Source organism: Halobacillus salinarum (genome assembly GCF_022919095.1).
Taxonomy (GTDB): domain Bacteria; phylum Bacillota; class Bacilli; order Bacillales; family Halobacillaceae; genus Halobacillus_B; species Halobacillus_B salinarum.
The window spans coordinates 4,044,837-4,069,506 of record NZ_CP095073.1 but is presented as its reverse complement, the minus strand read 5'-3'; the positions used below and the strand labels follow the sequence as shown (position 1 = coordinate 4,069,506).

At 41.4% G+C, this 24,670-nt stretch carries 14 protein-coding genes; 11 read left to right on the top strand and 3 right to left on the bottom strand.

Annotated elements, in window-relative coordinates:
• Positions 1-267: 267 nt before the first annotated feature.
• The 3 genes from MUN89_RS20825 to MUN89_RS20815 all read left to right on the top strand — a co-directional run bounded on the left by MUN89_RS20825 (position 268) and on the right by MUN89_RS20815 (position 9,284).
• Positions 268-5,874: a cell wall-binding repeat-containing protein gene (locus MUN89_RS20825; RefSeq protein WP_244710085.1), complete on the top strand. Its 5,607-nt coding sequence runs from the start codon at positions 268-270 to the stop codon at positions 5,872-5,874.
• Positions 5,875-6,140: 266 nt separating this feature from the next.
• Positions 6,141-6,770 carry a 2OG-Fe(II) oxygenase gene (locus MUN89_RS20820; protein WP_244713982.1) on the top strand — a complete coding sequence of 210 codons (630 nt, stop codon included), beginning with the start codon at positions 6,141-6,143 and terminating at the stop codon, positions 6,768-6,770.
• A 372-nt stretch (positions 6,771-7,142) separates the two neighbouring features.
• Complete coding sequence (locus MUN89_RS20815) at positions 7,143-9,284, top strand: type IA DNA topoisomerase (protein WP_244710083.1); 2,142 nt, start codon at positions 7,143-7,145, stop codon at positions 9,282-9,284.
• A 50-nt stretch (positions 9,285-9,334) separates the two neighbouring features.
• Here MUN89_RS20815 and MUN89_RS20810 read toward each other — a convergent pair whose 3' ends face one another.
• From MUN89_RS20810 to MUN89_RS20800, 3 genes are all read right to left on the bottom strand, one after another.
• The gene (locus tag MUN89_RS20810) at positions 9,335-10,189 is read right to left on the bottom strand and encodes a J domain-containing protein (RefSeq protein ID WP_244710081.1); all 855 of its coding nucleotides are present in this window, start codon (positions 10,187-10,189) and stop codon (positions 9,335-9,337) included.
• A gap of 225 nt (positions 10,190-10,414) precedes the next feature.
• Positions 10,415-11,509: an ABC transporter permease gene (locus tag MUN89_RS20805; RefSeq protein ID WP_244710079.1), complete on the bottom strand. Its 1,095-nt coding sequence runs from the start codon at positions 11,507-11,509 to the stop codon at positions 10,415-10,417.
• Positions 11,506-12,426, bottom strand: a complete 921-nt coding sequence (locus tag MUN89_RS20800) for an ABC transporter ATP-binding protein (protein WP_244710078.1) — start codon at positions 12,424-12,426, stop codon at positions 11,506-11,508. Before MUN89_RS20800 ends, MUN89_RS20805 begins: the two co-directional genes overlap by 4 nt.
• Positions 12,427-12,787: 361 nt before the next feature.
• On the opposite strand from MUN89_RS20800, the gene MUN89_RS20795 reads away from it, so the two are divergent.
• The 8 genes from MUN89_RS20795 (at position 12,788) to MUN89_RS20760 (ending at position 24,613) form a co-directional block, all read left to right on the top strand.
• Complete coding sequence (locus MUN89_RS20795; protein WP_244710076.1) at positions 12,788-13,963, top strand: ROK family transcriptional regulator; 1,176 nt, start codon at positions 12,788-12,790, stop codon at positions 13,961-13,963.
• 188 nt (positions 13,964-14,151) lie between these two features.
• A complete protein-coding gene (locus MUN89_RS20790; protein ID WP_244710074.1) occupies positions 14,152-18,384 on the top strand; it encodes a GH92 family glycosyl hydrolase in 4,233 nt (1,410 codons plus the stop codon).
• Positions 18,385-18,713: 329 nt separating this feature from the next.
• Positions 18,714-19,361 (top strand): response regulator, encoded by a 648-nt coding sequence (locus MUN89_RS20785; protein ID WP_244710072.1) that lies wholly within the window; start codon positions 18,714-18,716, stop codon positions 19,359-19,361.
• A gap of 207 nt (positions 19,362-19,568) precedes the next feature.
• The gene (locus MUN89_RS20780) at positions 19,569-20,429 is read left to right on the top strand and encodes a DUF4047 domain-containing protein (RefSeq protein WP_318036103.1); all 861 of its coding nucleotides are present in this window, start codon (positions 19,569-19,571) and stop codon (positions 20,427-20,429) included.
• Positions 20,383-20,946, top strand: a complete 564-nt coding sequence (sipW, locus tag MUN89_RS20775) for a signal peptidase I SipW (RefSeq protein WP_244710070.1) — start codon at positions 20,383-20,385, stop codon at positions 20,944-20,946. The genes MUN89_RS20780 and sipW overlap by 47 nt, the downstream gene beginning before the upstream one ends.
• A 59-nt stretch (positions 20,947-21,005) precedes the next feature.
• Positions 21,006-21,602: a CalY family protein gene (locus MUN89_RS20770; RefSeq protein ID WP_244710068.1), complete on the top strand. Its 597-nt coding sequence runs from the start codon at positions 21,006-21,008 to the stop codon at positions 21,600-21,602.
• 35 nt (positions 21,603-21,637) lie between these two features.
• Complete coding sequence (locus tag MUN89_RS20765) at positions 21,638-23,302, top strand: M4 family metallopeptidase (protein WP_244710066.1); 1,665 nt, start codon at positions 21,638-21,640, stop codon at positions 23,300-23,302.
• A 351-nt stretch (positions 23,303-23,653) separates the two neighbouring features.
• A complete protein-coding gene (locus tag MUN89_RS20760) occupies positions 23,654-24,613 on the top strand; it encodes an ATP-dependent 6-phosphofructokinase (RefSeq protein ID WP_244710064.1) in 960 nt (319 codons plus the stop codon).
• Positions 24,614-24,670 lie beyond the last annotated feature (57 nt).

Genomic DNA, 24,670 nt, shown 5'->3' with positions numbered 1-24,670 from the left:
TTTTTTATCCATTGAGAATTTAATGGTTCTGTAAATATAAGTAAATTTTGTAAAGCGAAAAATTCAGGTTCACAGGTCCTTAATTCCTAGTAATTTCAAATATATGCGACATATTCAGCTGAATTCTCATTAATAATGAAAAAAATGACGATTCTTAGGAAGAATCTCCTAATTTAAACGTTTACACTAAGGTACATTCTCATAATAATCCATTAATCTTTCTCTCTTATAATTTTAGGTGTAAACCAAATGAAGGAGGGAAAAGTAGTGAAAAAGTTTCAAAAAGTGTCTGTCGTGTTTTTCATTTTTCTTCTTCTTGTTTCGAACTTATCACCATCAGTTTTTGCTGAATCGGGTCAAAAAGAAGAAACCGCTGATGTAAAAGCAACTTCTGAATATAGCCAGTATATTCAGAATGCAGATGGTGACCGTTTAGAGATTTCTGATGTCAACCCAGATCCAGTAACGCCGTTTCCTGGAGGGAGAGCGGGGTTGTATGACTGGGAGCAAGGGGAAACCTTAACGATTACTAGAGGGGAAGAAATCGCTGGCTGGGGAGTTACGCTCATTGTAGAGGATGGAAAATTAGTCAGCTACATCGACTATTACGGAAACCAGTTTTCTAGTGAACATCCGGATGGAAAAGCATTAGACGCAGGTGCAAGGTATATCAGCGGCATACATATTCCTGAAAATGGATATATTGTGTTTGTTGGAAATCCGACGACAGATAATTCAGGAAAAGATATGAGAAAAGAAGCGCTTGCCTTTGCCGAAAATCAATTAGGCAGGACGATCGAACTGAACGGGGTAGACATTCCTGAAAAAATTCCTGAAAAAAGGAAAACGTTAACCGATGAGACTTTATCCAAAGGCATCGATTATAAGGAAATGCAAATTTCCAATTTAGACAGCAGCGACATGAACGAAAGAATGAACATCGTGAAGGCTGACCTGAATAAGGATAATGTCCATATCACTACATCCTCTGCGTTAGATCGAGTAGTGGCAAGAGAAGAGGTTTTAAAACAAGCCCAGCGTGAGAAACTCCAGGGGACAGAAGTTGTCGCTGGTGTCAATGCTGATATGTTTAACATGCAGACAGGTATGAACATGGGACTGCAGGTGAAGGGACAATCCCTGTTAGTTAATCACTCATCCCCTTCGCAGGTAGAGATCCATCCCGTATTTGGAGTAGACGAAGATAATCAAGCCTTTGTTGATACTTTGTCTATGGAGGGGACGATCCAATATCAAGGAGATTATATCGACATAGACGGCTTGAATCGAAACGAGAATGCTCATAACAAGCTGATTCTTTATACACCAAAATTAACTCAATCAGGCAAGCTTGAATTTCAGGACCGAGATGGAGATTTTGTTAATGATGGGGCTCTTGCTGTTGTTAAAGGGATTAAAAATCCTGGCCAGTTAAAAGCGGGACAAACCTATCAAGGAACGATTGACAAGATTTATGATTCAGCAGAAGAAATTGAAATTCCAAAAGATGGTGTGATCATCGGAGGATTTAATGACAAAGCAGATGTCGTAAAGAGTACGATGCAAGAGGGTACGAAAGTTTCGTTTACCTTTAACCTTTATAAAGGGAAAGATCGTACGCTCGCCAACGATGTCGTCGTTGCTTCTTCAGGCTATAACTGGTTAGTGAAGGATGGAAAAGCTTTAACAAAAGAAGAACTTTTACAGAGTTATGGAAGCGCCCTAGTCACCGCCAGTAAGGCACGTACGGCGATTGGTGTGACAGAAAAGAATGAGGTGATTGCCGTAACCTTTGACCAGCCAAGTACACTTTTTGATGAGAGTGACGGCGTGAGTCTTACAAAAATGGCGGAAGAAATGGAGAAGCTGGGAGTTGTCAGCGCAGTCGGATTAGATGGTGGAGGCTCTACCGAAATGATTGCAAAGCGTGCAGGCTCTTCTAAACTATCGACTGTCAATCATCCAAGTGATGGAAGCTCACGCCCAGTTTCAAACGCTATCTTGTTTGCTTCTAACATAGGACGTTCACAGCATGTTGGACACATCTATGTAGATAAAGATATTACCATCTATAAAGGCGCACAATTTAAATTTGAAGCAAGAGTGACAGATGAGAACGGGCATACACTTCCTTCTGACTTTACTTCAGTGACATGGTCAACCGATGCGGGTGAGATCAATCCAGATGGTGTACTCACTGCTTCTGACCAATCCGTAGATGGGACAGTTACAGCGAAAGCTGGCGGTATCGAAGGAAAAGCAAACGTCCAAGTTACCGATACCATTGATAAGCTTGAATTCAAGCATAATGGAGACCTTATTGTCCAGAAGGGTGATGAAATTCATCTGGATTTAAATGCTTACTATAAAGGGAGCAAAATCTTAATTGATAACAAAGTTGCTGAATGGAAGGTCGATAAATCCATTGGGACGGTGAGTGATGATGGTGTCCTCACCATTACGTCTGAAAATGGTAAAGGGGAAATCACAGCTAAGATCGGAGACCAGGAAATCTCTTCATCTGTGATTGTCGGTTTAACCGAACAAATCGTCGATGATTTTGAAACGTATGATATTAGTGGATACCACTTATCAGGTTTCATGTTTGATAAAACACATTATGGAGGAATGGATAGCAATCCATCATTTTCCACTGAGCATGTGAAATCTGGTAACCGCAGTTTAAAGGTTTCCTATGATTCCAGCAAATGGGCAAGAAGGTATAATGGAACGATTAATATTGTTCCCCACTGGTATAAAGGCGATCATTGGACCGATGAACAAGCGGAAGAAATGTACCAGTCGTATAAAACTGATATCATGCCGAAGAAATTTGGTTTCTGGTTATACGGGGATGGAAAAGCCCCATGGGTACGTTTGATTTTTGACGTCAATGGTTCGAAAAAAACATTGGACTCGGTATGGAGAGTGGACTGGACCGGCTGGAAATACCTTGAGGTGGACATTCCTGAGTCGTGGGAGCTGCCGATTGTCTTTGACTACATGTATTCCGTTGAGACGAATAAGAACATCGATGATTATTCCGGAACGCTCTACTTAGATGATTTGAAATATATCTATACCGATCAGGAGCAGGATAATAACGGGCCGGAATTCTCAGACATCAAGCCATCTGCGAGCACCGTATATAAAGATAGCTTTGAAGTTTCCGCAACCCTGACTGATAATCTATCAGGAGTGAATCAAGACTCCATTCAGGCTTGGGTCGATGGTGAAAAAACAGATTATGAATATGATGCTTCAACAGGGAAAATCAGCCTGCAGGTGAAGAATTTAGCAGAAGGGGAGCATACCGTAAAGGTGGAAGCGGAAGACGAGGAAGGAAATCTATCTGTTCCAAGCCTTGAGCGGACGTTTACAGTAGATTTAAGTGAAGACACAACTCCGCCTGTCATTGATGATGTGGCCCCTGTTGAAGGTGTAAACGTTCAATCGAGAACACCTCGCGTATCCTTCAAGGGCAAAGACAGCCAAAGTGGAGTGAAAGAGGAAGACATTCATGTAATGATGGGTGATCAGAAACTGGATGTTTATTACGATGAGGCTACAGGAGACGGGTATGCACTTGGTAGTCAACCATTTAAAGATGGTCAGCATCACCTTACCATCACCGCAAAAGACGAAGCAGGAAACGAAATGGAGAAGGTGGATCGTACGATTACGATTGAGTCCCTTAAGCAGCCTGATGATCCTGATCATTTCCAGGTTTCCGTCATTCCTGATACGCAAGGGAACCGTTTTTCAGATGAAGTATATTCAAGAGTAGCTAAAGAAGATACACCTTTTGCCATTCATGTAGGAGATATTGTCGATACAGCCTTTAAAGACGAGTACGAAACCGCGGAAAAATACAAGGATATGCTTAAGAAACCATTGCTTATTGTACCGGGTAACCACGAATCTTTCCAAGGTAATCTTGATTACTACTATGAGTACTTTGGCAGCCCAACCTATCATTTGGAATATGGAAATACTTTATTTATTGGACTGAACACAGCTTACGGCCAAAGCATTTCCGTATCTGATTCCACGCAGTTCCATTACTTAAAGCAGGTTCTTGATAACAATGATAAGAAGAACGTCGTCGTGACGAACCATGTCTTGACGAAAGATGATTTCGAAACGAAGCATGAAATGAATCCAAAAGACGCCAAGCAGTTAGAAACAATTTTAGGAGATTATAAGAAGAATCATCCTGATTCGAATGTTCAAGTATTATTTGGCCATCTTCATACCCTTCAGGAATGGGAAGTGGATGGCGTGACCTACACGGTTACAGGGAACGCGGCCTCGAAGGGTTACGTTTCGAAGGAAGAAGGCAATCTCTTAGGTACAGGTCTATTAAAAGTAAGTGATGATCAGCTGAACTATAAGTTTAAGCCGTTGCTCACTGAAGTTTACATCGCAGATGACTCTCTTCGCAATAAAAAAATGAAAGTAGCAACGGGCACAAAACGATCTTTGAAATTGTTCGGGGATTTCCGGGAAGTAACGAGCAATTACATGGTAGAACTCACTCAATTCCCTAATGTCGAGGTTGAATGGAAGTCGAGTGATGAATCTGTTGTGAAGATTGATGATCAGGGAGAAATGAATGTCCTTAAAGATGGAACGGCTGAAATCACAGCGACAAGTGGTGAAAAATCAAGTACCATTACCATCGATGCCGTCGACCCTGAAGATGTATCGTTAGGAAAAATTATCATTCAAGGAGATGGAGAAATTACGGTTGGAGAAGAACAGCGTCTAGGTTTAACGGGAATTGATTTGTATGAGAATTCCTTTGCCCTTGATGGCAGTCTGGCTGATTGGACGTCCAGTAATGAGAACATTACGGTTAATGAAGAAGGCGTCATAACAGCTGAAAAAGCTGGAACGACAACCATTGAAGCTGATTATGGAAATCTAAAAGCTGCCACGTCCATCGAAATAAAAAGCTCTGAGAACGATGAAGACGACGGTGGTGAACATACAGGAGATAAACGGTTATCTGGTGATGACCGCTATGAAACAGCTGTAGAAATTTCAAAACAAGGCTGGAAGAAAGCAGATACAGTAGTGATTGCCCGCGGAGATAACTTTGCAGATGCTCTCGCTGGAGCACCACTTGCTTATAAAGAAGATGCGCCGATTCTTCTGACTTCAACGGACCGCCTTCTTACAAGCGTGAGAGAAGAAATCCAGCGTCTCGGAGCAACACACGCGATTATTCTGGGAGGAGAAAATGCTGTTTCCAGTTACACTGCGTACCAGTTGGAAGGAATTGGGCTGGATGTAGAACGAGTTCATGGAACCGATCGCTTTAAAACGGCAGCATACATTGCCGCCCGCTTAAATGGGAGTCCGGAACAAGCCATTGTAGTAAATGGACATAAGTTCCCGGATGCATTGTCGATTGCTCCCTACGCGGCTGAAAACGGTTATCCCATTCTTTTAACTGAGAAGGATCATTTGCCTGCTGCAACAAAGAATGTCTTACGCAGTGTGTCGCAAACCGTAGTGGCAGGAGGAGAAGGAGTCGTAAACAACGATGTCTTTAAGGAATTACCTCTAGGGAAACGCTACAGTGGCAAGAACCGATTTGAAACGTCTGCTGCTATTGCGAAAAACTTAAATAATACGGCTGAAACAGCCTTTGTCTCCACTGGCAATAACTTTGCGGATGCACTAGCCGGATCAGTGCTGGCAGCTAAATTTGATGGAGCATCCTTGTTAGTAAATAACGATCATGTCCCTGATAGCATAAAAGAAGCTTTTGATGATTTAGGCCCCACCAACATCTATATCTTAGGTGGACCAAACGCTGTAGGGGAAAATGTTGAAAAAGAACTTGGCTTTTCTGAACAAGAATAACGAACAAGCAGGCTGGAGCCAAACTCCAGCCTGTTTTTTTGTGTTCCTCATTATATAGTTTTGATGAAGGAAGTGTTCTAAATTCTTTTGTACGCTTTTTATCGAACTTATCTTCGTCAATTGTGAACAATTTTGGGATTTTTATGAAAAATAAAGAATAATTAGGAAGAACGTGATATGATTCTTTCATATCCTATTATTGCTTCAAGGATGTACATTTTTGAAAGCGTTTTATCAAACTAAAAGAGGTTGATGAAAAAGTGACAATGCAAGTGAAAGAAGCTTCCATTTTTGATCACATGGGAAACAAGATCATAACTGATGACCGGGAGATCGCGATTATCGCCAAAATGGAAGATCCAAAGATTGCTATATTGGGAAATGTGGTCAGTGATGAAGAATGTGAAGCGCTTATCGGTCTTTCCAAAGATCGAATGAACCGATCGAAAATCGGATCAAGGCATGAAGTGAATGACATGAGAACTAGCAGCAGTACCTTTCTTCCTGAGAACGAAGTTACGGCCAGGATCGAAAAGCGGATGGCGCAAATTATGAACGTACCCGTAACCCATGGAGAAGGAATGCACATTCTCAATTATCAACAGGGTCAGGAATATAAAGCCCATTACGACTACTTTAGAGCAAAAACGAGAGTAGTAAACAATCCAAGAATCAGCACGCTTGTCCTTTACTTAAATGATGTAGAAGAGGGAGGAGAAACCTACTTCCCGCATATGAATCTATCTGTTTCACCTCATAAAGGGATGGGCGTCTATTTTGAATATTTCTACTCCGATCCTGAAATTAATGAACGGACCCTTCACGGAGGCTCTCCGGTGACAGCCGGTGAAAAATGGGCAGCCACGATGTGGGTGCGGAGAAAGCAGTACAGGTAAAGAGACGGGATTGTGTTAAACACAAAGGAACCTTCCTAATAAATAAACTCCATTTATTCGCTTATTCAAACACCTTCAAAGCATTGGAGGTGTTTTCTTGTATGAAAACGTCTAATAAAGCTTAACTAGAGAGTATGATCCAGGCTGGGCTTTGTAGGACGCAGATCGTTCGTCCATTTGTAGAAATTTCCCAATGTTCCCTCTCCTGATGTATTGAAAATATACCCTTAATTTTTCATTATCCTTTAATGGTTAATCCTATTAAAATTAAACATATACAGGTAAGCATTCCTTTTAAATCTCTATTTTTGCATCTTGCTTTCCTATTCATCTCATAGTAATCTTGTGGTCTATTGAAAGGAGTGGGAGACCATGCCGAAAGTGGTCATCTTAGCTGAAAAGCCTTCCCAGGCCAAAGCTTATGCTGAGGCGTTTACGATACAGGAAAAAAATAAAACGTATATACAATTAAAGCCGGATGATACATTCCCCGCTGGAGCGACGATTACGTGGGGAGTCGGCCATCTTGTCGAATTAAAGGAACCTCATGAATACAAACCGGAATGGAAAAGGTGGAAGCTTGAGCAGCTGCCGATTGTTCCTGACCATTTTCTTGAAAAAGTTTCGAAAGGAAAGTGGGAGCAGTTCCAAGCCGTAAAAAAGCTGTTCCAGCAAGCAGATATAATCGTCAACGCAGCCGATGTCGACCGCGAAGGATCCAATATTTTTTACAGCATCCTCAGGTTAACCGGTGTTAAGGGAAAAAGAGTGCAGAGGCTGTGGATCAATTCTCTAGAAAAGGATGAAGTTCGGAAAGGGTTTAGGAGCTTACAGCCTAACGAAAAGGACTTGAGGTTATTTGATGAGGCAAAGGCCCGTCAAATCAGTGATTGGATGGTCGGGATCAACGCAAGCCGTCTGTTTACACTGCTTTTGCAGAAAAAAGGATTCCAAAACCACTTGACCATCGGCCGCGTGCAGTCTCCTACCGTTTACTTGATTTATCAAAGACATAAAGAAATTGAAAACTTTGTTTCAGAACCTTTTTATCAAATCGAGGGGCTGTTCCAAGCTGACAAAGGTTCTTATAAAGGCTTAGCTGAAATTAAGGATAAGGATAAAGCAAAAGTCCAGGCCCTGATGGACAAACATGATTTGAAGGAAGACGAGGATACGAAGGGAATTGTCCAAAGCATAGATAAAAAGACAAAGCATCAGAAAGCACCTAAGCTTCATTCGCTGTCCACTTTGCAAAGTGTAGCGAACAGACGCTGGAAATACACGCCATCGCACGTGTTAAAGACGGTGCAGAAGCTCTATGAGAAACGCTTTGTCTCTTACCCGAGGACGGACTGTAACTTTATAACGGAAAATGAGTTTAGTTATTTAGTTAAACATGTGAACCAGTACCAGGAGACTCTGAACGTTTCGTTTACCCCTGCTTCCCTTAAACCGAATAAACGGTATGTGAACAGCAGTAAAGTTCAGGAGCACTATGCGATTATCCCGACTAAATCGGTCCCCACACAAAAGAAGCTGAACGCATTAAGCCGTGAGGAGCGCAATATCTATCAGGAGATTTTAGCAACTACGCTTGCGATGTTCCACGGCGATTACGTGTATGAAGAGACTGTGATTTTTACAAATGTTCATGAACTTTTGTTTAAAACCACAGGAAAAAGAGAGGTAAAAAGCGGCTGGAAAGAGCTGTTTCCAAAGCCCGCAAAGCAAAAACAGGAGAAAGAAGCAATTCTGCCTGAGCTCCAAAATGGAGAACAGGTAGGGGCAGAGGTTCACATTAAAGAAAGCATGACGCAGCCGCCGAAACCCTACACCGAAGGTCAGCTGATCAACATGATGAAAACGTGCGGAAAGCTGATGGATGATGAGGAAGATGTAGAAATTTTAAAGGAAGTCGAGGGTCTCGGGACAGAAGCTACCCGATCCAGTATTATTGAAACGATCAAAACGCAGAATTATATTGAAGTGAAGAAAAATATCGTAGCGATCACAACTAAAGGGATCATGCTCTGTGAAGCGATCGAGGGAACGCTTTTATCCAGTCCTTCCATGACCGCAAAATGGGAATCGTATTTAAAGAAAATTGGAACCGGCGAAGGGTCTAAGCAAATGTTTATTAAGCAGACAAGTGAGTTTATCGACAAGTTAATTACAGAAACTCCAGGATCCATTCAACAGGTGCAAGTAAAAAGCACCGGGGAGAAAAATAACTCCAACAGTCCCATTGCGAAATGCCCTGCCTGTTCCAGCGGCATGATCATGGACCGGTATAAATTTTATGGCTGCTCCGCCTACAAAGAAGGCTGTAAAGTGACTTTTCCGAAGAGGTTAGCAGGCAAAGCGTTATCGAAAAATATGATCAAAACGTTGTGCGAGAAAAAACGTACGAAAGTGTTAAAAGGGTTCAAGGGAAAGAAGACGTTTAGTACAGCTTTAAAACTTGATGAGGATTATAAAATAAAATTTGATTTTGGAAAGCAGACCGAAAAATAATTTAAAAAGAGCAGTTCGCCAACTGCTCTTTTTTTTGACTATGAGAAGAATTAATCACTTGCCAATAACTCCATCAATTCCATCGCATTCGCTGTGTTTTCTGCATCTCTGCGTACAGCAGCAACCTTTTCTCCCTCATTGATCTCCATCCCGTCAAATAAGCGATTGTCTGGTACAACTACGCCGTATATATGGTCTGTTTGATTTTGTTCCGTAGTAGAATGAAGGAGCTTGTTATCTTGTACCTTCTTATTGGAGGATTCCAATTGTTCGAGCGGTTTGAACATGCCTCCCTGTACATGTTGTTCAAAAATGTTTTTATCCATAATGTACACATCTGGCCTTTCCGTTGCGAGAATCGCGACGCTTTTCTCTTGTCTTCCCCTATTCATGGCATCCCCCGACCCGCCAGGCAAGTAGTTAAGGGTGATTTTTACCCGTTGCCAATCAGGAAATTGAGCCAGCATGTTTTCTGAGAGCTGGTCTTTATCTGCTTCAGCATCGAAATAACCTCCGTATAACATAATAGATAGGTCTGCTGGAGGGAGGCTGGCCATGGCTTCCTGCTCCTGACGGTGATTGAGGAAGTTTTGGACAGCTATAATGCAGACAATGATCAAAACAACGGCGCCTAAGGTATGAAATTTATAATAATGAAAGAAATGGTCTGCTTTTCCCTGGAAGGATCGAAGTTCCTTCTGGGAATTGGAGCCGGGCTCCCTGTGCGACTTAATGACTTGATAGGCGTCATTAATTTTGTCTATATCAAAAGGTTTCGTCTTGTTGTCTTGATTTTTTTTATTAGCGTGCTCTCTTTTCACCCAGATCATGTATTGCTTATCGATTTCTTCATCTGAGGATTTCTCTGAAACTCCTAACGTTTTATAAGCCTCTTGAAGATCCAACTAAGACTCCTCGCTTTCTTTAGCTGACTTTTAGCAGCTCTTAAAAGGTAGTTCATTTATAAAGATAACGCAAATTGAAAACCTTTGCATTCTCTAAACAGGTTCATTTAGCGTGAAACATCATAATTTGAAGAGTATTTAAATAGCTGGTCCTAACTTTTAGCAAGTATAGAAGACCTCGCTATAGCTTTAACTATGGCGAGGTCTTTGTTTGAAGTTATATTTTCATTCCCACCTGAAAGTTCTGCTGGCAATGAAGAATGAGACCGTTAACCAGCCCGCTAACGTCAGCCAATGAGGCCAAAGCTCAAAAAATGAGGTTCCTACATTCATCGTTTCACGGAGAGCCGTGCTGAGATGAGAGATCGGGAGAATATTGACAAACGGCTGGAGGTATTCCGGCATATCGTTGATCGGGAAAAATACACCGCCTAAAAATAACATAGGAAAGGAGGCGAAGCCCGCAATAGGGCCGGCACTTTCCGGGTTTTTAGCAAGGCCGGCTATAATAAATCCGATGGCCATAAAGGCAAGCGTGCCCAGAATAACGAAGGTTAACAGTGCAAGCCAGGAGCCATTCACTTGAACATGGAAAAGCAGACTGGCAACAATCAGAACAAGTAAAGCCTGCAAACCATTTAATATCACCCGGGCCGTAATTTGTGCAGAAATAAATGTCGAGGCTTTAAGGCGCGTCCCTTGCATTCTACGGAGGATTCCGCGTTCACGCCAAGCAGAAATTTGGCCGGCGACGCCGTTCATATTATTATTCATAATCATCATAGCTACAATCCCTGGTACAAGGAAATCTATGTAACCGAGGTCCAATGACCGGACGCCTTTAGGTTGAACGGCTACAACTGGAGAGTAATTTTCAATGTTTTTACTGACTTGGTCTACCGCTGCATTGACGACAGTAAGTCCTAACTGTGAGGCTTGGGCATTCGTTTCATTGTAATAGACTGGCAGCTCAACCGGTTTCGATTGGCCGGATTGCAGACTTTCTCCGTAACCAGAAGGAATCTCCATTACGACCTGATAATCATCTTGTTTCAGTTCTTCCAAAGCTGCTTTGACGTCTTTCGTTTTATTCACTTCGATCGCTTGATTTTTCTTGAAGGTAGAGATCAGCTGCTGAGATTCCGGTGATCCATCATGGTCAATTACGTCCATGGAAATGGTAGTGCCGCCGCTGTTCCCGAGAAAGGATCCCAGAGTAAGCATTAGAATGATTGGAAAAAGCAGCGTAAAAAACAGAACCTGACGATTTCGTCCAAAAATCCTTAGCTGTGCTAAGGTTAACTGCCAATAAGCCTTCATTCTCGTAAGCTCCTTCCTGTCATATGTATAAAGACATCCTCTAAAGTTGCGGTTCTCGTCTGCAAGTCTTGTAGATTAATATTTTTTTCCTTGGATTGTTGAATTAAGTCAATCAGAGTCGCTTGCAGGTCGTTCGTATAGAGGACAAACCATTCCTGCCTTCGAGTGATCTGGGTAACTCCTTGGAAATCGTCAATTAACGACTCGTCCTCACCAGAGGCAAGCGTAAATTCAACAGCGCTATCTGATTGAAGCGCTCTGACTAAAGCCGTTGGCGTATCTAACGCAATTAAGTTTCCTTGATCCATAATTCCAATCCGGTCACACAAAATGTGTGCCTCATCCATGTAATGAGTGGAAAGCACAATGGTTTTCCCTTTTGCTTTCAGGTTTTCAATGATATCCCAAAGTGTTCTGCGCGCCTGAGGATCTAATCCTGTAGTAGGCTCATCAAGGAAAATAATTTTAGGATCGTGAATGATCGCTAAAGCAATCGCAAGACGCTGCTTCTGCCCTCCTGACAATCCTTTAATGCGATTCTTTTTCTTTTCCGTTAACAGCATCTCATCCAGTAACTCCGGAATCGATACGTGTCTTGGATAGAAGCTGGCATACAGTTCCATAATTTCATGAACGGTTAATAAATCAAATAAAGAAGTGGATTGGAGCTGGACACCAATGACTTCTTTTACATCGCCAATTTGTTTACGGATATCATATCCAGAAAGGGTGGCTGTTCCGCCATCCGGCTTTCGCAGACCGACAAGCATTTCAATTGTCGTAGTTTTCCCGGCACCATTTGGGCCAAGCAGACCGAAGACTTCCCCGGATTTGACGCTGAACTCAACGCCATTAACTGCGGTCAGCTCTCCATATTTTTTCACTAGTCCTTCTACCTGGATCATAGATTCTGCCATAATTTCAACTCCTTTCCTCTACACTATACTATGAATTCAGCAAAATTAGTTGAAGTGTTTTTTGTGTATCGTTCAATGGACTTGTCTTTTTCATAGAAAGGTGTAGTCTATCGCATTCTCAATTATTAACAGCAAGGTGTTGATTTTGAAGAGACTTTCTAGTGATCGATGAATTGAATAACTATTTCTTGTTGAATGTGCAACTAAAGACACAACTAGTCCGTAAATTTGTACAAAAGAAAGACAGACTTATCTACTGTTTTGAAAATAATAGAAAATAAAGTTAATTTCATGTTGAAAATAATGAACTATTCTTTTTATAATGAAAGCGCATACAAAATGAGTCGAAAGGCGTTTAGTGATGCTGAAAAATGTTTTGGACAGTGATAATCAAGCAATTAAATCTGTCATTCGATTAATTAAAGAAAAAGGCCCCCTTTCCAGGGTGGATATTTCTAAACAACTGAATATATCAAAGCCTACGCTTACCCGGATTATCGAGAAGCTGATGGAGGCAGATATTCTGAAGGAAAAAGGGCTTGCCGTTTCTACGGGAGGGAGAAGGCCCATTCTTCTGCAATTTAATGAAGATTGCAGCTATGCCATAGGCGTCGAACTGGGACGATCAGAAATAAAATTAGCTTTAACGAATCTTATTGGCCGCTGTCTTTTCTATTCCACAGCAACTGCAGCTTCAAATAGTTCGTTGACCACCATTTCTAAATTGGTTAAAACGTTGATGAAAGAAGCTATTAACGAAACAAACGTAAACCCTGCTTACATACTTGGAGTGGGAGTCGGAATGCCAGGTCCTTTCAATGAAAAACCGGATGGAACCATTTCTCCTCCTAATTTTTATGGACTGAGGGAAATTGCGCTTAAGGAGAAGTTAGAACAGGAATTACATTATCCAGTAACGATCGATAACGATGCAAATATTGCTGCACTAGCAGAAAAATGGTTTGGTGCAGGAGTGGACTCTTCCTGTTTTGCATTTGTGATGGCGGATGTAGGAGTCGGGACCGGGCTGGTCGTTAATCATGATCTCTATCGAGGGGAAAACGGAGAAGCTGGGGAAATTGGTCACTCAACGATTGATGTAAACGGGGAGCGCTGCGTGTGCGGAAACGTTGGTTGTCTTGAGACATTTGTGTCTATTCCGGCGATTCTAAAAAAACTAAAGAATCGTTTAGATGATGAGCGTACTGATTTATTTGCAGAGGAATTATCTTTAGAGTCTATCCCTAAAGCTCACCGCAATCATTCTTTGCTTGCAAAGGAAATACTGGAAGAAACAGGGTTCTATTTAGGGGTGGGAATAACGAATGTAATCAATCTTTATAATCCTGAAAAGATTATTATCGGAGGAAAGGTAGGGAAGCTTCATCCTTTGATTAGAGAAACCATAAGAAACCCCGTTAATGAACGTGTGATCGGATCTAACGGAAAACGTACCCCCATCGTTACTTCTACATTAAAAGGAGGGGTCGTCCAAGGGGCAGCTGCGCTGGTGATCCACCATACGTTTTTTCAATAGAAACCCAGTTGTGTAGAAAGGAGGACAAGGTGAGCTTCGTATGTTTATCTAAACGAGCTTTTAATAAATAATAAGGAGGGTTACATTTAGTGGGAAAGAATAAATGTTGTTATTGTGTGTGCCTGACCGGAATTAGCACGTTGCTATTTATGATCCTTTTGTGTATGATCCCGGCTCAGACATCAATCGTGACTGCGGCTACTCAGACAAATTTTTCTTCTTCCTTCGAAGAAAACGACCCCCAGCTTACGTGGGAAAACAGCGTGTTAGAAGATCCCTCAGGGAATAAGATGTCTTCAGGAGTAGACGGTAATATTCCGAGAGATTTAATTCAAGGTGATATTACTGACCATGTAACGAAAGTAACGGCAAGCGCAGAAAATCCACCTAACGAAATTGCAGCAAATTTAATTGATTATACTTCCCAAACGAAATGGTTAGCCTTTGAACCAACAGCATGGATTCAATTAGAGATGGATAAACCTATAGCAGTGGTAAAATATGCGCTAACATCTGCGAATGACTTCCCAGGAAGAGATCCGAAAGATTGGAAATTATACGGATCCAGCAATGGTAAGGACTGGGAGGAAGTCGATTCAAGGCAAGGTGAGGATTTCCCTGATCGTTTTCAACGTAAGCTGTTCGAATTTGCAAATGACCAGGCCTATCAATTTTACCGCTTTGAATTTACAGCGAACTCTGGAGATGGATTGACGCAGCTTGCAGAAATTGCTTTATCCAACGGAAAAGATAAACCTGCACCACCGCCTTCTGATATGAAAAGTCATATTGGTGATGGCCCTTCAAGCAGCTATACGGCAAAAATGAATGTAGGGTGGACTGGCTTACACGCCTTAACCTATCAAGGATCTCACCAATCTGACGACCGTGCCTATTCCTATAATAAGATATATGACGTGAACGTAAAGATTACACCGGAAACAGAGCTTTCCTATTATATCCACCCCCAGTTTATGGATAAGGACCAACTTGATTACTCCAGCACTTTCGTATCGATCGACCTCTTATTTTCAGATGGAACTCTCCTCAGTGATTATGATGCGAAAGATCAGCACGGCATAAAACTAACCCCCCGATCCCAAGGCAAATCAAAAACACTTTACCCGAATCAATGGAATTATAAAAAAGCTAACATAGGGAACGTCGTCAATGGAAAGACGATCGACAAAATTCTTTTGGCTTATGACAACCCAGAGGGCCCCGGGGTCTTTAAAGGAAGCATAGATGATATTAAAATCATCGCCCACCCTGAAGAGAAAAACTATTCCAGCCCTGTCGACTACGTAAACATCTTAAGAGGCACTAACTCTAACGGCACTTTTTCCAGAGGGAACAACTTTCCGGCTGTCGCTGTTCCCCATGGTTTTAACTTCTGGACACCGGTAACAAATGCAGGATCAACAAGCTGGCTGTACAGCTATCAGCAAAGCAACAATGAACAGAACCTCCCGGAACTTCAAGCTTTCTCGTTAAGTCATGAGCCAAGCCCATGGATGGGAGATAGGCAGACGTTTCAGGTGATGCCATCTGGGGAGAAAACTCCTACTGCTGATCGTGAGGAAAGAGCCCTGGCATTTAAACATTCCAATGAAGCAGCTAAACCAAGTTACTATGGAGTTACCTTTGAAAATGGAATAAAAACTGAAATGACCCCTACGAACCATGCGGCTATGTTTAAATTTACATTTAAAGAAGACCAATCCCATCTCATCTTTGACAATGTGACCAATGAAGGAGGTTTAAATCTTCAGGCTGATAACCAAACGTTAACCGGCTATTCAGACGTGAAAAGCGGTCTCTCCGCAGGCGCCACTAGAATATTTGTATATGCAACATTTGATCAACCTGTAGAGAAGAGCGGAAAGCTAAAAGGGAATAATAGAGACAATGTCGCGGGGTATTTTACTTTCGATACAGATAAAGAAAAAACGGTGAATATGAAAGTGGCTACTTCACTAATCAGCATCGAACAAGCTAAAAAGAACCTCGCTCAGGAAATTGGCAAGAAAGATTCTTTTGAAGCCATTCAAAAGAAAGCGGAAAATTTGTGGAAGGAAAAGCTGAATATTATTGAGGTTGAAGGGGCATCTAACGAGGAGTTAGTCACTTTATATTCTAATATGTATCGGCTCTTCCTATATCCGAACGCAGCTTATGAAAACACGGGTACTGTAAACCAACCTGAATACGAGTATGCAAGTCCTTTTTCAGAACCCGAAGGTGAGAGCACTCCTTTGGAAACAGGAGCAAAGGTCGTAAAAGGAAAGCCCTATGTGAACAATGGGTTCTGGGATACGTATCGAACAGCTTGGCCGGCGTACTCCTTATTAACCCCGCATGAAGCGGGGGAAATGATCGATGGTTTTGTTCAACAGTATAAGGACGGAGGCTGGATTTCAAGATGGTCGTCTCCCGGCTATGCGAATTTGATGGTAGGAACGAGCTCGGATGTAGCGTTTGCAGATGCCTACTTGAAAGGAGTTCGAAATTTTGACGTAGAAGCCTTTTATCAATCTGCCGTAAAAAATGCCTCGGTTGCCAGTGAGAATCCTAGTGTAGGCAGAAAAGGTCTGGAGACATCTATTTTTAATGGGTATACTAGCACGGCTACTGGAGAGGGCATGTCATGGGCGATGGATGGCTATATTAACGATTTCGGAATAGCCAACTTAGCTAAATCCCTGGCAGACAATGCCCGCAGAGGCAGTCAGGAGTATCATCGATATGAAGAAGATTACCAGTATTATATGAACCGGTCACAAAACTACGTCCACATGTTTAACCCAAACACGGGCTTTTTCATGGGAAAAGATCCGTCCGGAGATTGGCGATACACGGAAGACGACTTCGATCCTAAAGAATGGGGCGGAGATTATACCGAAACAAATGCGTGGAATATGGCTTTCCATGTTCCTCAAGATGGACAGGGACTCGCAAATTTGTATGGAGGAAGAAAAGCGCTCGCAGACAAATTGGATAAATTTTTTTCTACGCCAGAAACGGCTCAGCATCCGGGTCATTACGGTGGTGTGATTCATGAAATGCGTGAAGCGAGGGACGTGCGCATGGGGATGTACGGCCATAGTAACCAACCGTCTCACCACATTCCATATATGTACGATTACGCGGGACAGCCGTGGAAAACTCAGGAAAAGGTTAGAGAAGTGTTGTCCCGTCTTTATATAGGAAGTGAAATCGGTCAGGGGTATCCGGGGGATGAAGATAATGGGGAGATGTCAGCCTGGTATTTATTCAGTGCTGCCGGATTCTATCCTCTGCAGATGGGCATGCCTGAATACGCTATCGGTGCCCCGTACTTTGAAAAAATGACGATCCATTTAGAAAATGGTCATGACCTTGTAATTAAAGCTCCAAACGTAAGTGATAAAAATAAGTACATCCAGAATGTAAAATTAAATGGAAAAACGTACAATAAGCTTACTATCTCCCATAAAGACCTGACGGATGGTGCTACGCTTGAATTCAAGATGGGTGAGAATCCGTCAAGCTGGGGGACGAGTGAAAGAGCTCTTCCAACATCTATCACAGATACGGATACAAATGGAACATCTTTACTTCCTGAGCCAATGGATGATGAAACGAATGAATGGGTCAAGAATGGCGAAGCTGAAGTTAAAACTAGTGGCAAGGGTTCAGCGGAAAACTTATTGGATAACAATTCTGATACATCAATCTCATTACACGGTAAATTTCCCTGGATTCAATTCCATATTAAAAAAGGTACCCACAAAGCTAAGATGTACACGGTAACGAGTGCCAGCGAGGAATCTAAAGATCCCTCAAGCTGGGTGCTGTTTGGATCGAAAGACGCAAAACACTGGGAATTGTTAGATTTACGCCACAATGAATCCTTTCAATGGCGGCAATTCACTAAGCCTTTCCGTATTCAGAGACCAGGGGATTATTCCTATTACCGATTAGTAATGATGAATAATAACGGAGGTTCATCTACCTCACTCGCTGAGCTTGAGTTATTAAGTTATGACAAACTTACAGCTGAATTTTCAAAAGTAGACCAGTCATTAGAAAGCTTTGTATCCAACGGTAAATTACCTCGTTCATTAAAGAGCAAATTATCCAAGAGGTTAACGATAGCGGAGAAGCAATATAATAAAGGTCACGAATTTCGCGCTATGAAACATCTGGACCTCTTTATAAGAACAATAAATAAGGATAAAAAGGTTTCAAAAGAAGTAAAAGAGAAGCTCAATGGCGATGCAAACGCGCTAAAAGATTTGATAAAACGTCAATCGCCTCCATTCTGGAGACCAAAGCTATGGGATAAAGATCTGAAAAAGTTCAATTCCTCTCAGTTATCAAATATGCTGAAATCAGGGGATTTTAAATCTCACATGGAATTACACTTATTCGAGAAGTAAAACTTTGAGAATACAATACCAGGCAAAAGATAAAGACGGGAAGAGCCTTGCTAACAAATGTTAACAAGGCTCTTTTGTATACTTTATTAAGAACAAAAAAGTCAGAAGAAGTAGAAAAACAAACAAAACAATGGTAAAATATGTAACATAAATAGAGAGATGGGGTTGTGCTTTTGTCACTCATGTGAATAAACACTTGTTATGAAGGGATTAAATTCTCTTTGATCTACTTGAGACTATCCTACATCCAAAGAGTTCATTTGTTCTTAATGTCGAATGATGAAGCTTTGAGTTTATTCTCATGTCGAATACAGGAGGTTAAGGGTTTAATGATTCGAGTAATGGTTGTCGATGATCACGCTGTATTGAGAGATGGAATTGTTCATGTTATCAATTTAGAAGAAAATATGAAGGTAGTGGGGGAAGCTTCTGGCGGCGAGGAAGTAAAAGCGAAAGCTGCCCATGCAAAACCAGATGTCATTGTAATGGACATTCATCTTCAAGAAGAATGTGGTGTAGATATTACAGCTTATTTACAAGCCCATCATCCTGAGATTAAAGTACTTATGCTGACGGTGGCAGATGAAGATCATTATCTCCAGCGTTCCCTGGATGCTGGAGCAGCAGGCTACTTACTAAAGGAAATGACCAGTAAAGAATTAGTTTATGGAATCGTAAATGTTTGGAAAGGCCATTGTGTGATTCCACCCTCTATGACGAAGAATCTGCTTAAGAATTACAAAAATAGAAGGGATTCATACACAGGCGATCATCCGCTTACTCATCGTGAGAAAGAAGTGTTAATGGAATTAACCAAAGGATTAAGCAATAAAGAAATTGCTCGTACTCTTTTTATAAGTGATAAAACGGTAAAAATACACATTCGAAATATTTATAAAAAATTAGAAGTAAAAAGCCGCTCCCAGGTCATGCTGTATGCTATTCAGAAAAAGCTCATCCCTCCAATGAATGCCTGAGAGAATTGTTTTTGTAAGAAAGCCCTCTTTTGAGGGCTTTTTTTAATGTTGAATAAAGTACTAGTTCATCTAGTACCAACGGAATACGGGTGGGTATACGTCTTTTTAGTTAGTAAAATATTCCGAACGGATAATAGGTAGAATTTTCAGAATGATTAATAATGAGAATAAGGAACGAAGCAGTCAGTCAGGACGGAGGAGATTCATATGGCACGTTGGAAAGTATTAGATCGAATGATGCTTATTACTATTGTCGTCTGTCTCAGCTTAGTAATCGTTTCTCCCTATGTAATGAGCACACAGGCAGCTTTTACAGCTGGAGAAAATAGGACGATGTCCATAGCTGCTGCCCCTGTTTTTCCAGATACAGTGGAAAATAAAATTGTACATTTCAAGCAAACCATTGATGAAGCTGCTCGTATATACGAGCAGTTATTACATAAAAAAACGGGAGATTCCTTGATTGAAATATCCCAATCTTTTAACCAGCTGCAGACTGGATCTGAAACTTTTGTAGCTAAATGTAAGAATTTAGAAAAACAATACAATGAACTCCTTCATTTTTTTAGTGAATATGAAAATGTTCAAGCTCCTTTTTTAACTAAAGGAAGGCAGAAAATGAACATTCTATACAAAAAATACGAGAAGATGGATATTCAAATCCTGGAGGACAAAAGAGTTAGATGGGAAGAAAAGAAAAACAAGATTTTGAAAGAAATAGAAGAAGAAACAAAGAGAGTTAAGGGTGAAAAAGAAGAGAAGCTACAACATAAGAAAGATCAGAAAAGAGAAAAAGAACCATTAGATAAACCAGAGGAAAAGACAAAAACAGTGGATGCCCATCAAAAACCATCAGATAAGAAGAATTTAAAATCAAGAGGTCAAGAATTGAAAGAAGAGAAGAAGACAAAAACTGCGGATAAGCGGACTGAGGTTGGAGCTGAGAAAGAAGATACGACTCAAAACGCTAATGATCAGAAAAAGAAAGAAATTCAAGACGAAAAAACAAAGGAGAATTCAAATGAAAATCATGTGGAGATGGATGAAAAAAACCCTCTCTTTCCTTAGTGTTTTGTTAATTGTTATACTTGCAGTTTTTGTCATTGCGGTAAAAGCGAGCGGCGGGGAGCCAACAGTGTTTAACCATCAAATAAAGACGGTATTATCGGGTTCTATGGAGCCAGCTTTTCAAACAGGTTCAATTATTGCGATAGAGTTAACAAAAGATGCCCGCGAGTATTCAAAAGGCGATGTGATTACGTTTAAAGACAAGAATAAAAACCTGGTGACCCACCGTGTCGTGGAAGCGAAGCGGGTTAAACAAGAAGCGGTGTACAAAACAAAAGGGGATAATAACGACGGACCAGATTTAGATCCTGTTCTCTCAAAAAATGTAGTAGGAGAATACACAGGCTTTACGATTCCTTATGCGGGATATGTATTGAATTATGCCAGCTCCAAGACAGGTTCCGCTTTGTTAATGTTTGTCCCGGGTATGCTGGTGTTTTTATATGCAGTGATTTCTATAAGACATTCTATTATTGAATTTAAGAACGAACAGGAAACCGCCCCACCGAACCAATAAGCGGGATTACCTCTTATGTTCTATTACATAGGAGTGAAAAGATAAAAGGAGGAGTTTATATGAGTTTTTTCAAGAAAGTCAGCATGGGAATGGTAACGGCTTCACTAGGCTTATCTTTAATGGGAGGAGGGACTTATGCTTATTTTAGTGATACGGAGACCACCAATAACACATTCGGCCTAGGTACTTTAGATGTTTCTGTAGATCCGCAGGTGATTGTTGATATTGATAATCTCAAGCCGGGTGATCGTGTGCTTCGTGAATTTAAGCTGGGAAACGAAGGAACATTGGATATAAAGTCTATTAGTCTATTAACGAAATATAACGTATCAGATAGTAAGGGAGATAATGCTGGACAAGATCTTGGGAAACATATCCGTGTTAATTTTCTATGGAATTGGGACAAAGAAAGCGAGCCTGTTTTTGAAACGACGTTAAGCGAATTGCAGTCGATGGATCCTGATGTCGTGGCAAAAGATGTTTTTGATCCTTTATGGGAAAAGCATGGAGGTTTAGATGTTGGAGATGAAGATACGCTATGGGTGCAATTCGAATTCGTTGATAATGGCGAAGAACAGAACGTCTTTCAAGGGGACGATTTGAATCTGGAATGGAAGTTTAAAGCAACACAAACTGAAGGCAAGGACTACGAATAATGGATCATTGAAAATCTAAAAAGAGGGTGATTATCTTGAAGAAGAAAATAGTTTCATCGACGTTAGCACTCACACTTGCTCTGACGGGGCTCGGGGCTGGAGCAGGCACCGTACATGCAGAACAAAGCAAAGTAAAAATAAATAAGCAATATCAAACCCCTTCCTACATTATTGAGAAATGGGAAATGCCAAAGGTTCCATCAATAAAGAAGGTAACTCATTCTCCAGAAGACATTACATTTGCATTTCTTAACGCTCACAAAGATCAGTTTAAACTTAAAGGAAACATGCAGAATAAATTTAAAGTCGTGGAAACGAAGAAAGATAAGATAGAAGAAACGACCCATGTTCGTCTAGTTGAAGAGCACGAAGGTGTACCGATTTATGGATCTTCCCAAACGGTCTCTTTAAACGAGGATAAGCAAGTCAAAGCGTTCTTTGGCCAGGTAGTACCAAATTTGGATGAAAAAGACCTTAACGCGACCCCTGTACTTGCTGCTGATGAAGCAGAAGAAATTGCCAACGCTTCGATTCAAGAAAAAATAGGAGAAGTGGAGGCTTATGATGCTGAACCATCAGGGGGACTCTACTTTTATGAACATGATGGTGAATTCCATTTAACCTATGTCGTCAAGGCTTCAACTTCTACTCCTGAACCCGGTTATTGGCACTATTTTATCGACGCGATGACTGGAAAGATCTTAAACAGCTATAATGCCATTGATCACGTGAAGGCATTTGGTGAAGGTGTTCTTGGAGATAAGAAAATGTTCGAAGCTACGTATGCTGATGGAGCCTATCATTTATATGATTCAACGCGAGGAGAAGGGATAGATACTTTTGACGCACTACACCTTTCGCCCGACTGGTTTAACCTTTTTTCTCAGCTTTTAGGATATCACGGTGAAGAGGTAACCAGCGATCATAAGTTTTTCTCAGACCCTGCTTCTGTAGATGCTCATGTGAATGCTGCTAAAGTATATGATTACTATCAGTCTACTTTCGGCAGAGACTCTTTTGATGATGAGGGCGCAAGACTTATCTCATCGGTTCATGTTGGTGAGTCTTGGAACAATGCAGCTTGGAACGGTGTACAGATGATGTACGGGGATGGAGATGGAATCACCTTCCTTCCATTATCGGGAGGATTGGATGTCATCGGTCATGAATTGACTCACGCTGTAACGGATCGAACAGCTGACCTCGTATATGAAAATGAACCTGGTGCGCTCAATGAATCCTTGTCCGATATCATAGGTTCAATGGTGGACCGTGATGATTGGTTAATGGGAGAAGACATTTACACTCCTGGAGTGGAAGGAGACGGACTCCGTTCGTTGAAAGATCCTTCTTCTGTACCAAATCCGCTTGATCCAGAGAAAGGATATCCCGATCATTATAGTGAACTCTATACAGGGGACTTAGATAATGGTGGTGTGCATGTTAACTCTAGTATTAATAACAAGGCAGCCTATCTTGTATCCGAGGGCGGTACCCACTACGGTGTGAAAGTAAAAGGAGTGGGAAGAAAAGCAACCGAACAAATATATTACAAGGCGCTTACAGATTATTTAACGGCAACCTCGGATTTTAGTATGATGCGTCAAGCAGCCATCCAGGCAGCAGGAGATTTGTATGGAGAAAATTCAGAGGAAGTCACTGCTGTAGTAAAAGCCTATGATGCTGTAGGAGTGGAGTAAATCCGGCCCTAAAAGAATAATAGATTTTTTCTAGATGGAGGAACTAGTAAATTAGTTCCTCTTTTTTTATTCTTTCTCGAAGAGGGAGGTTCTCTGCAAGTTCAATAGCATAGAAAGCTTTTCGTGCCTCCGACAAATATTAGTCAAGGCGTTTGACTTTAAGGTAATATGATGATTCTATGGTAAAATATCCAATGTTTCTGAACTTAGAAGGTCGCCTATTTTGTAGAAAAAGAACTCCATGAATAAAGTTCAATTTATCATCCAGTTAAAAGGGTGAGTTCTCTTTACTGCAGCAATAGGTGAAGTGACATGCTAGACGTGAACTAAGAAGAAAAGAGAGTGAAAATCATGAATAAGATTGGTGTATTAACAAGCGGAGAAGACGCTCCAGGGATGAATGCCGCGATTCGTGCAGTCGTACGATCCGGCTTATATTATGGGAAAGAAATGGTTGGGATAAAATACGGTTTTGAGGGAGCCATCAATGGTAACATACAGGAAATGGATGCAGGCACTGTAGGTTCTATCCTTCAAAGAGGAGGTACCATCCTGCAATCGAGATTGTGTGAAGAGATCTCAACTGATGATGGACAGCGAAAAGCAATTGAAACATTAAAAAAGTCAGGCATTGATGCCCTTGTAATTATTGGTGGCAGAGAGGCATTACAAACGGCAAGAGAATTAGCGAATAAGGATTTTCCGTGTATAGGGATTCCAGCTACTATTGATAATGATATTCCTTGTATCGATGATTCCATAGGCTTTGATACAGCCTTAAATACGGTCATTGATTACATTGACCGTATCCGTGATACGGCTTCTTCCCACGAGAAAACATCGATCATAGAAGTGATGGGAAAGGATACCGGTGCCTTAGCATTATGGTCGGGCTTAGCTGGGGGAGCTGAGAATATTTTGATTCCTGAAAAGAAAGAAGACGCAGAGGATATTGTGGAACACGTGAAAAGCGGAGGCGGACGAACGAAAAGGTACAGCATCATTGTAGTAGCAGAAGGCATTGGCAGGGGAACCGATTTCAGCACCAAACTGAAAGAAGAAGCGGGTATTGATTCCCGAGTCATTGTATTAGGCCATACCCAGCGCGGCGGGGCTCCTACGGCTAGAGACCGGGCGTTAGCCAGTCGTCTAGGGGCTTACGCAATCGATTTATTGTTAAACAACGAATCGGGAAAATTGGCTGGATTTCATAATAATCAACTAGTGAACTATAACTTAGCGGAGGTTTTTACACAAAAGCCACGCATTGAGGAAAGTATGTATCATCTATCTAGAAGGTTATCTTTATAACAGAGAGTAAGCGGATCGTGATGCGTGAAGCTTGCAAGCAGTCATGGCAGTGTTACA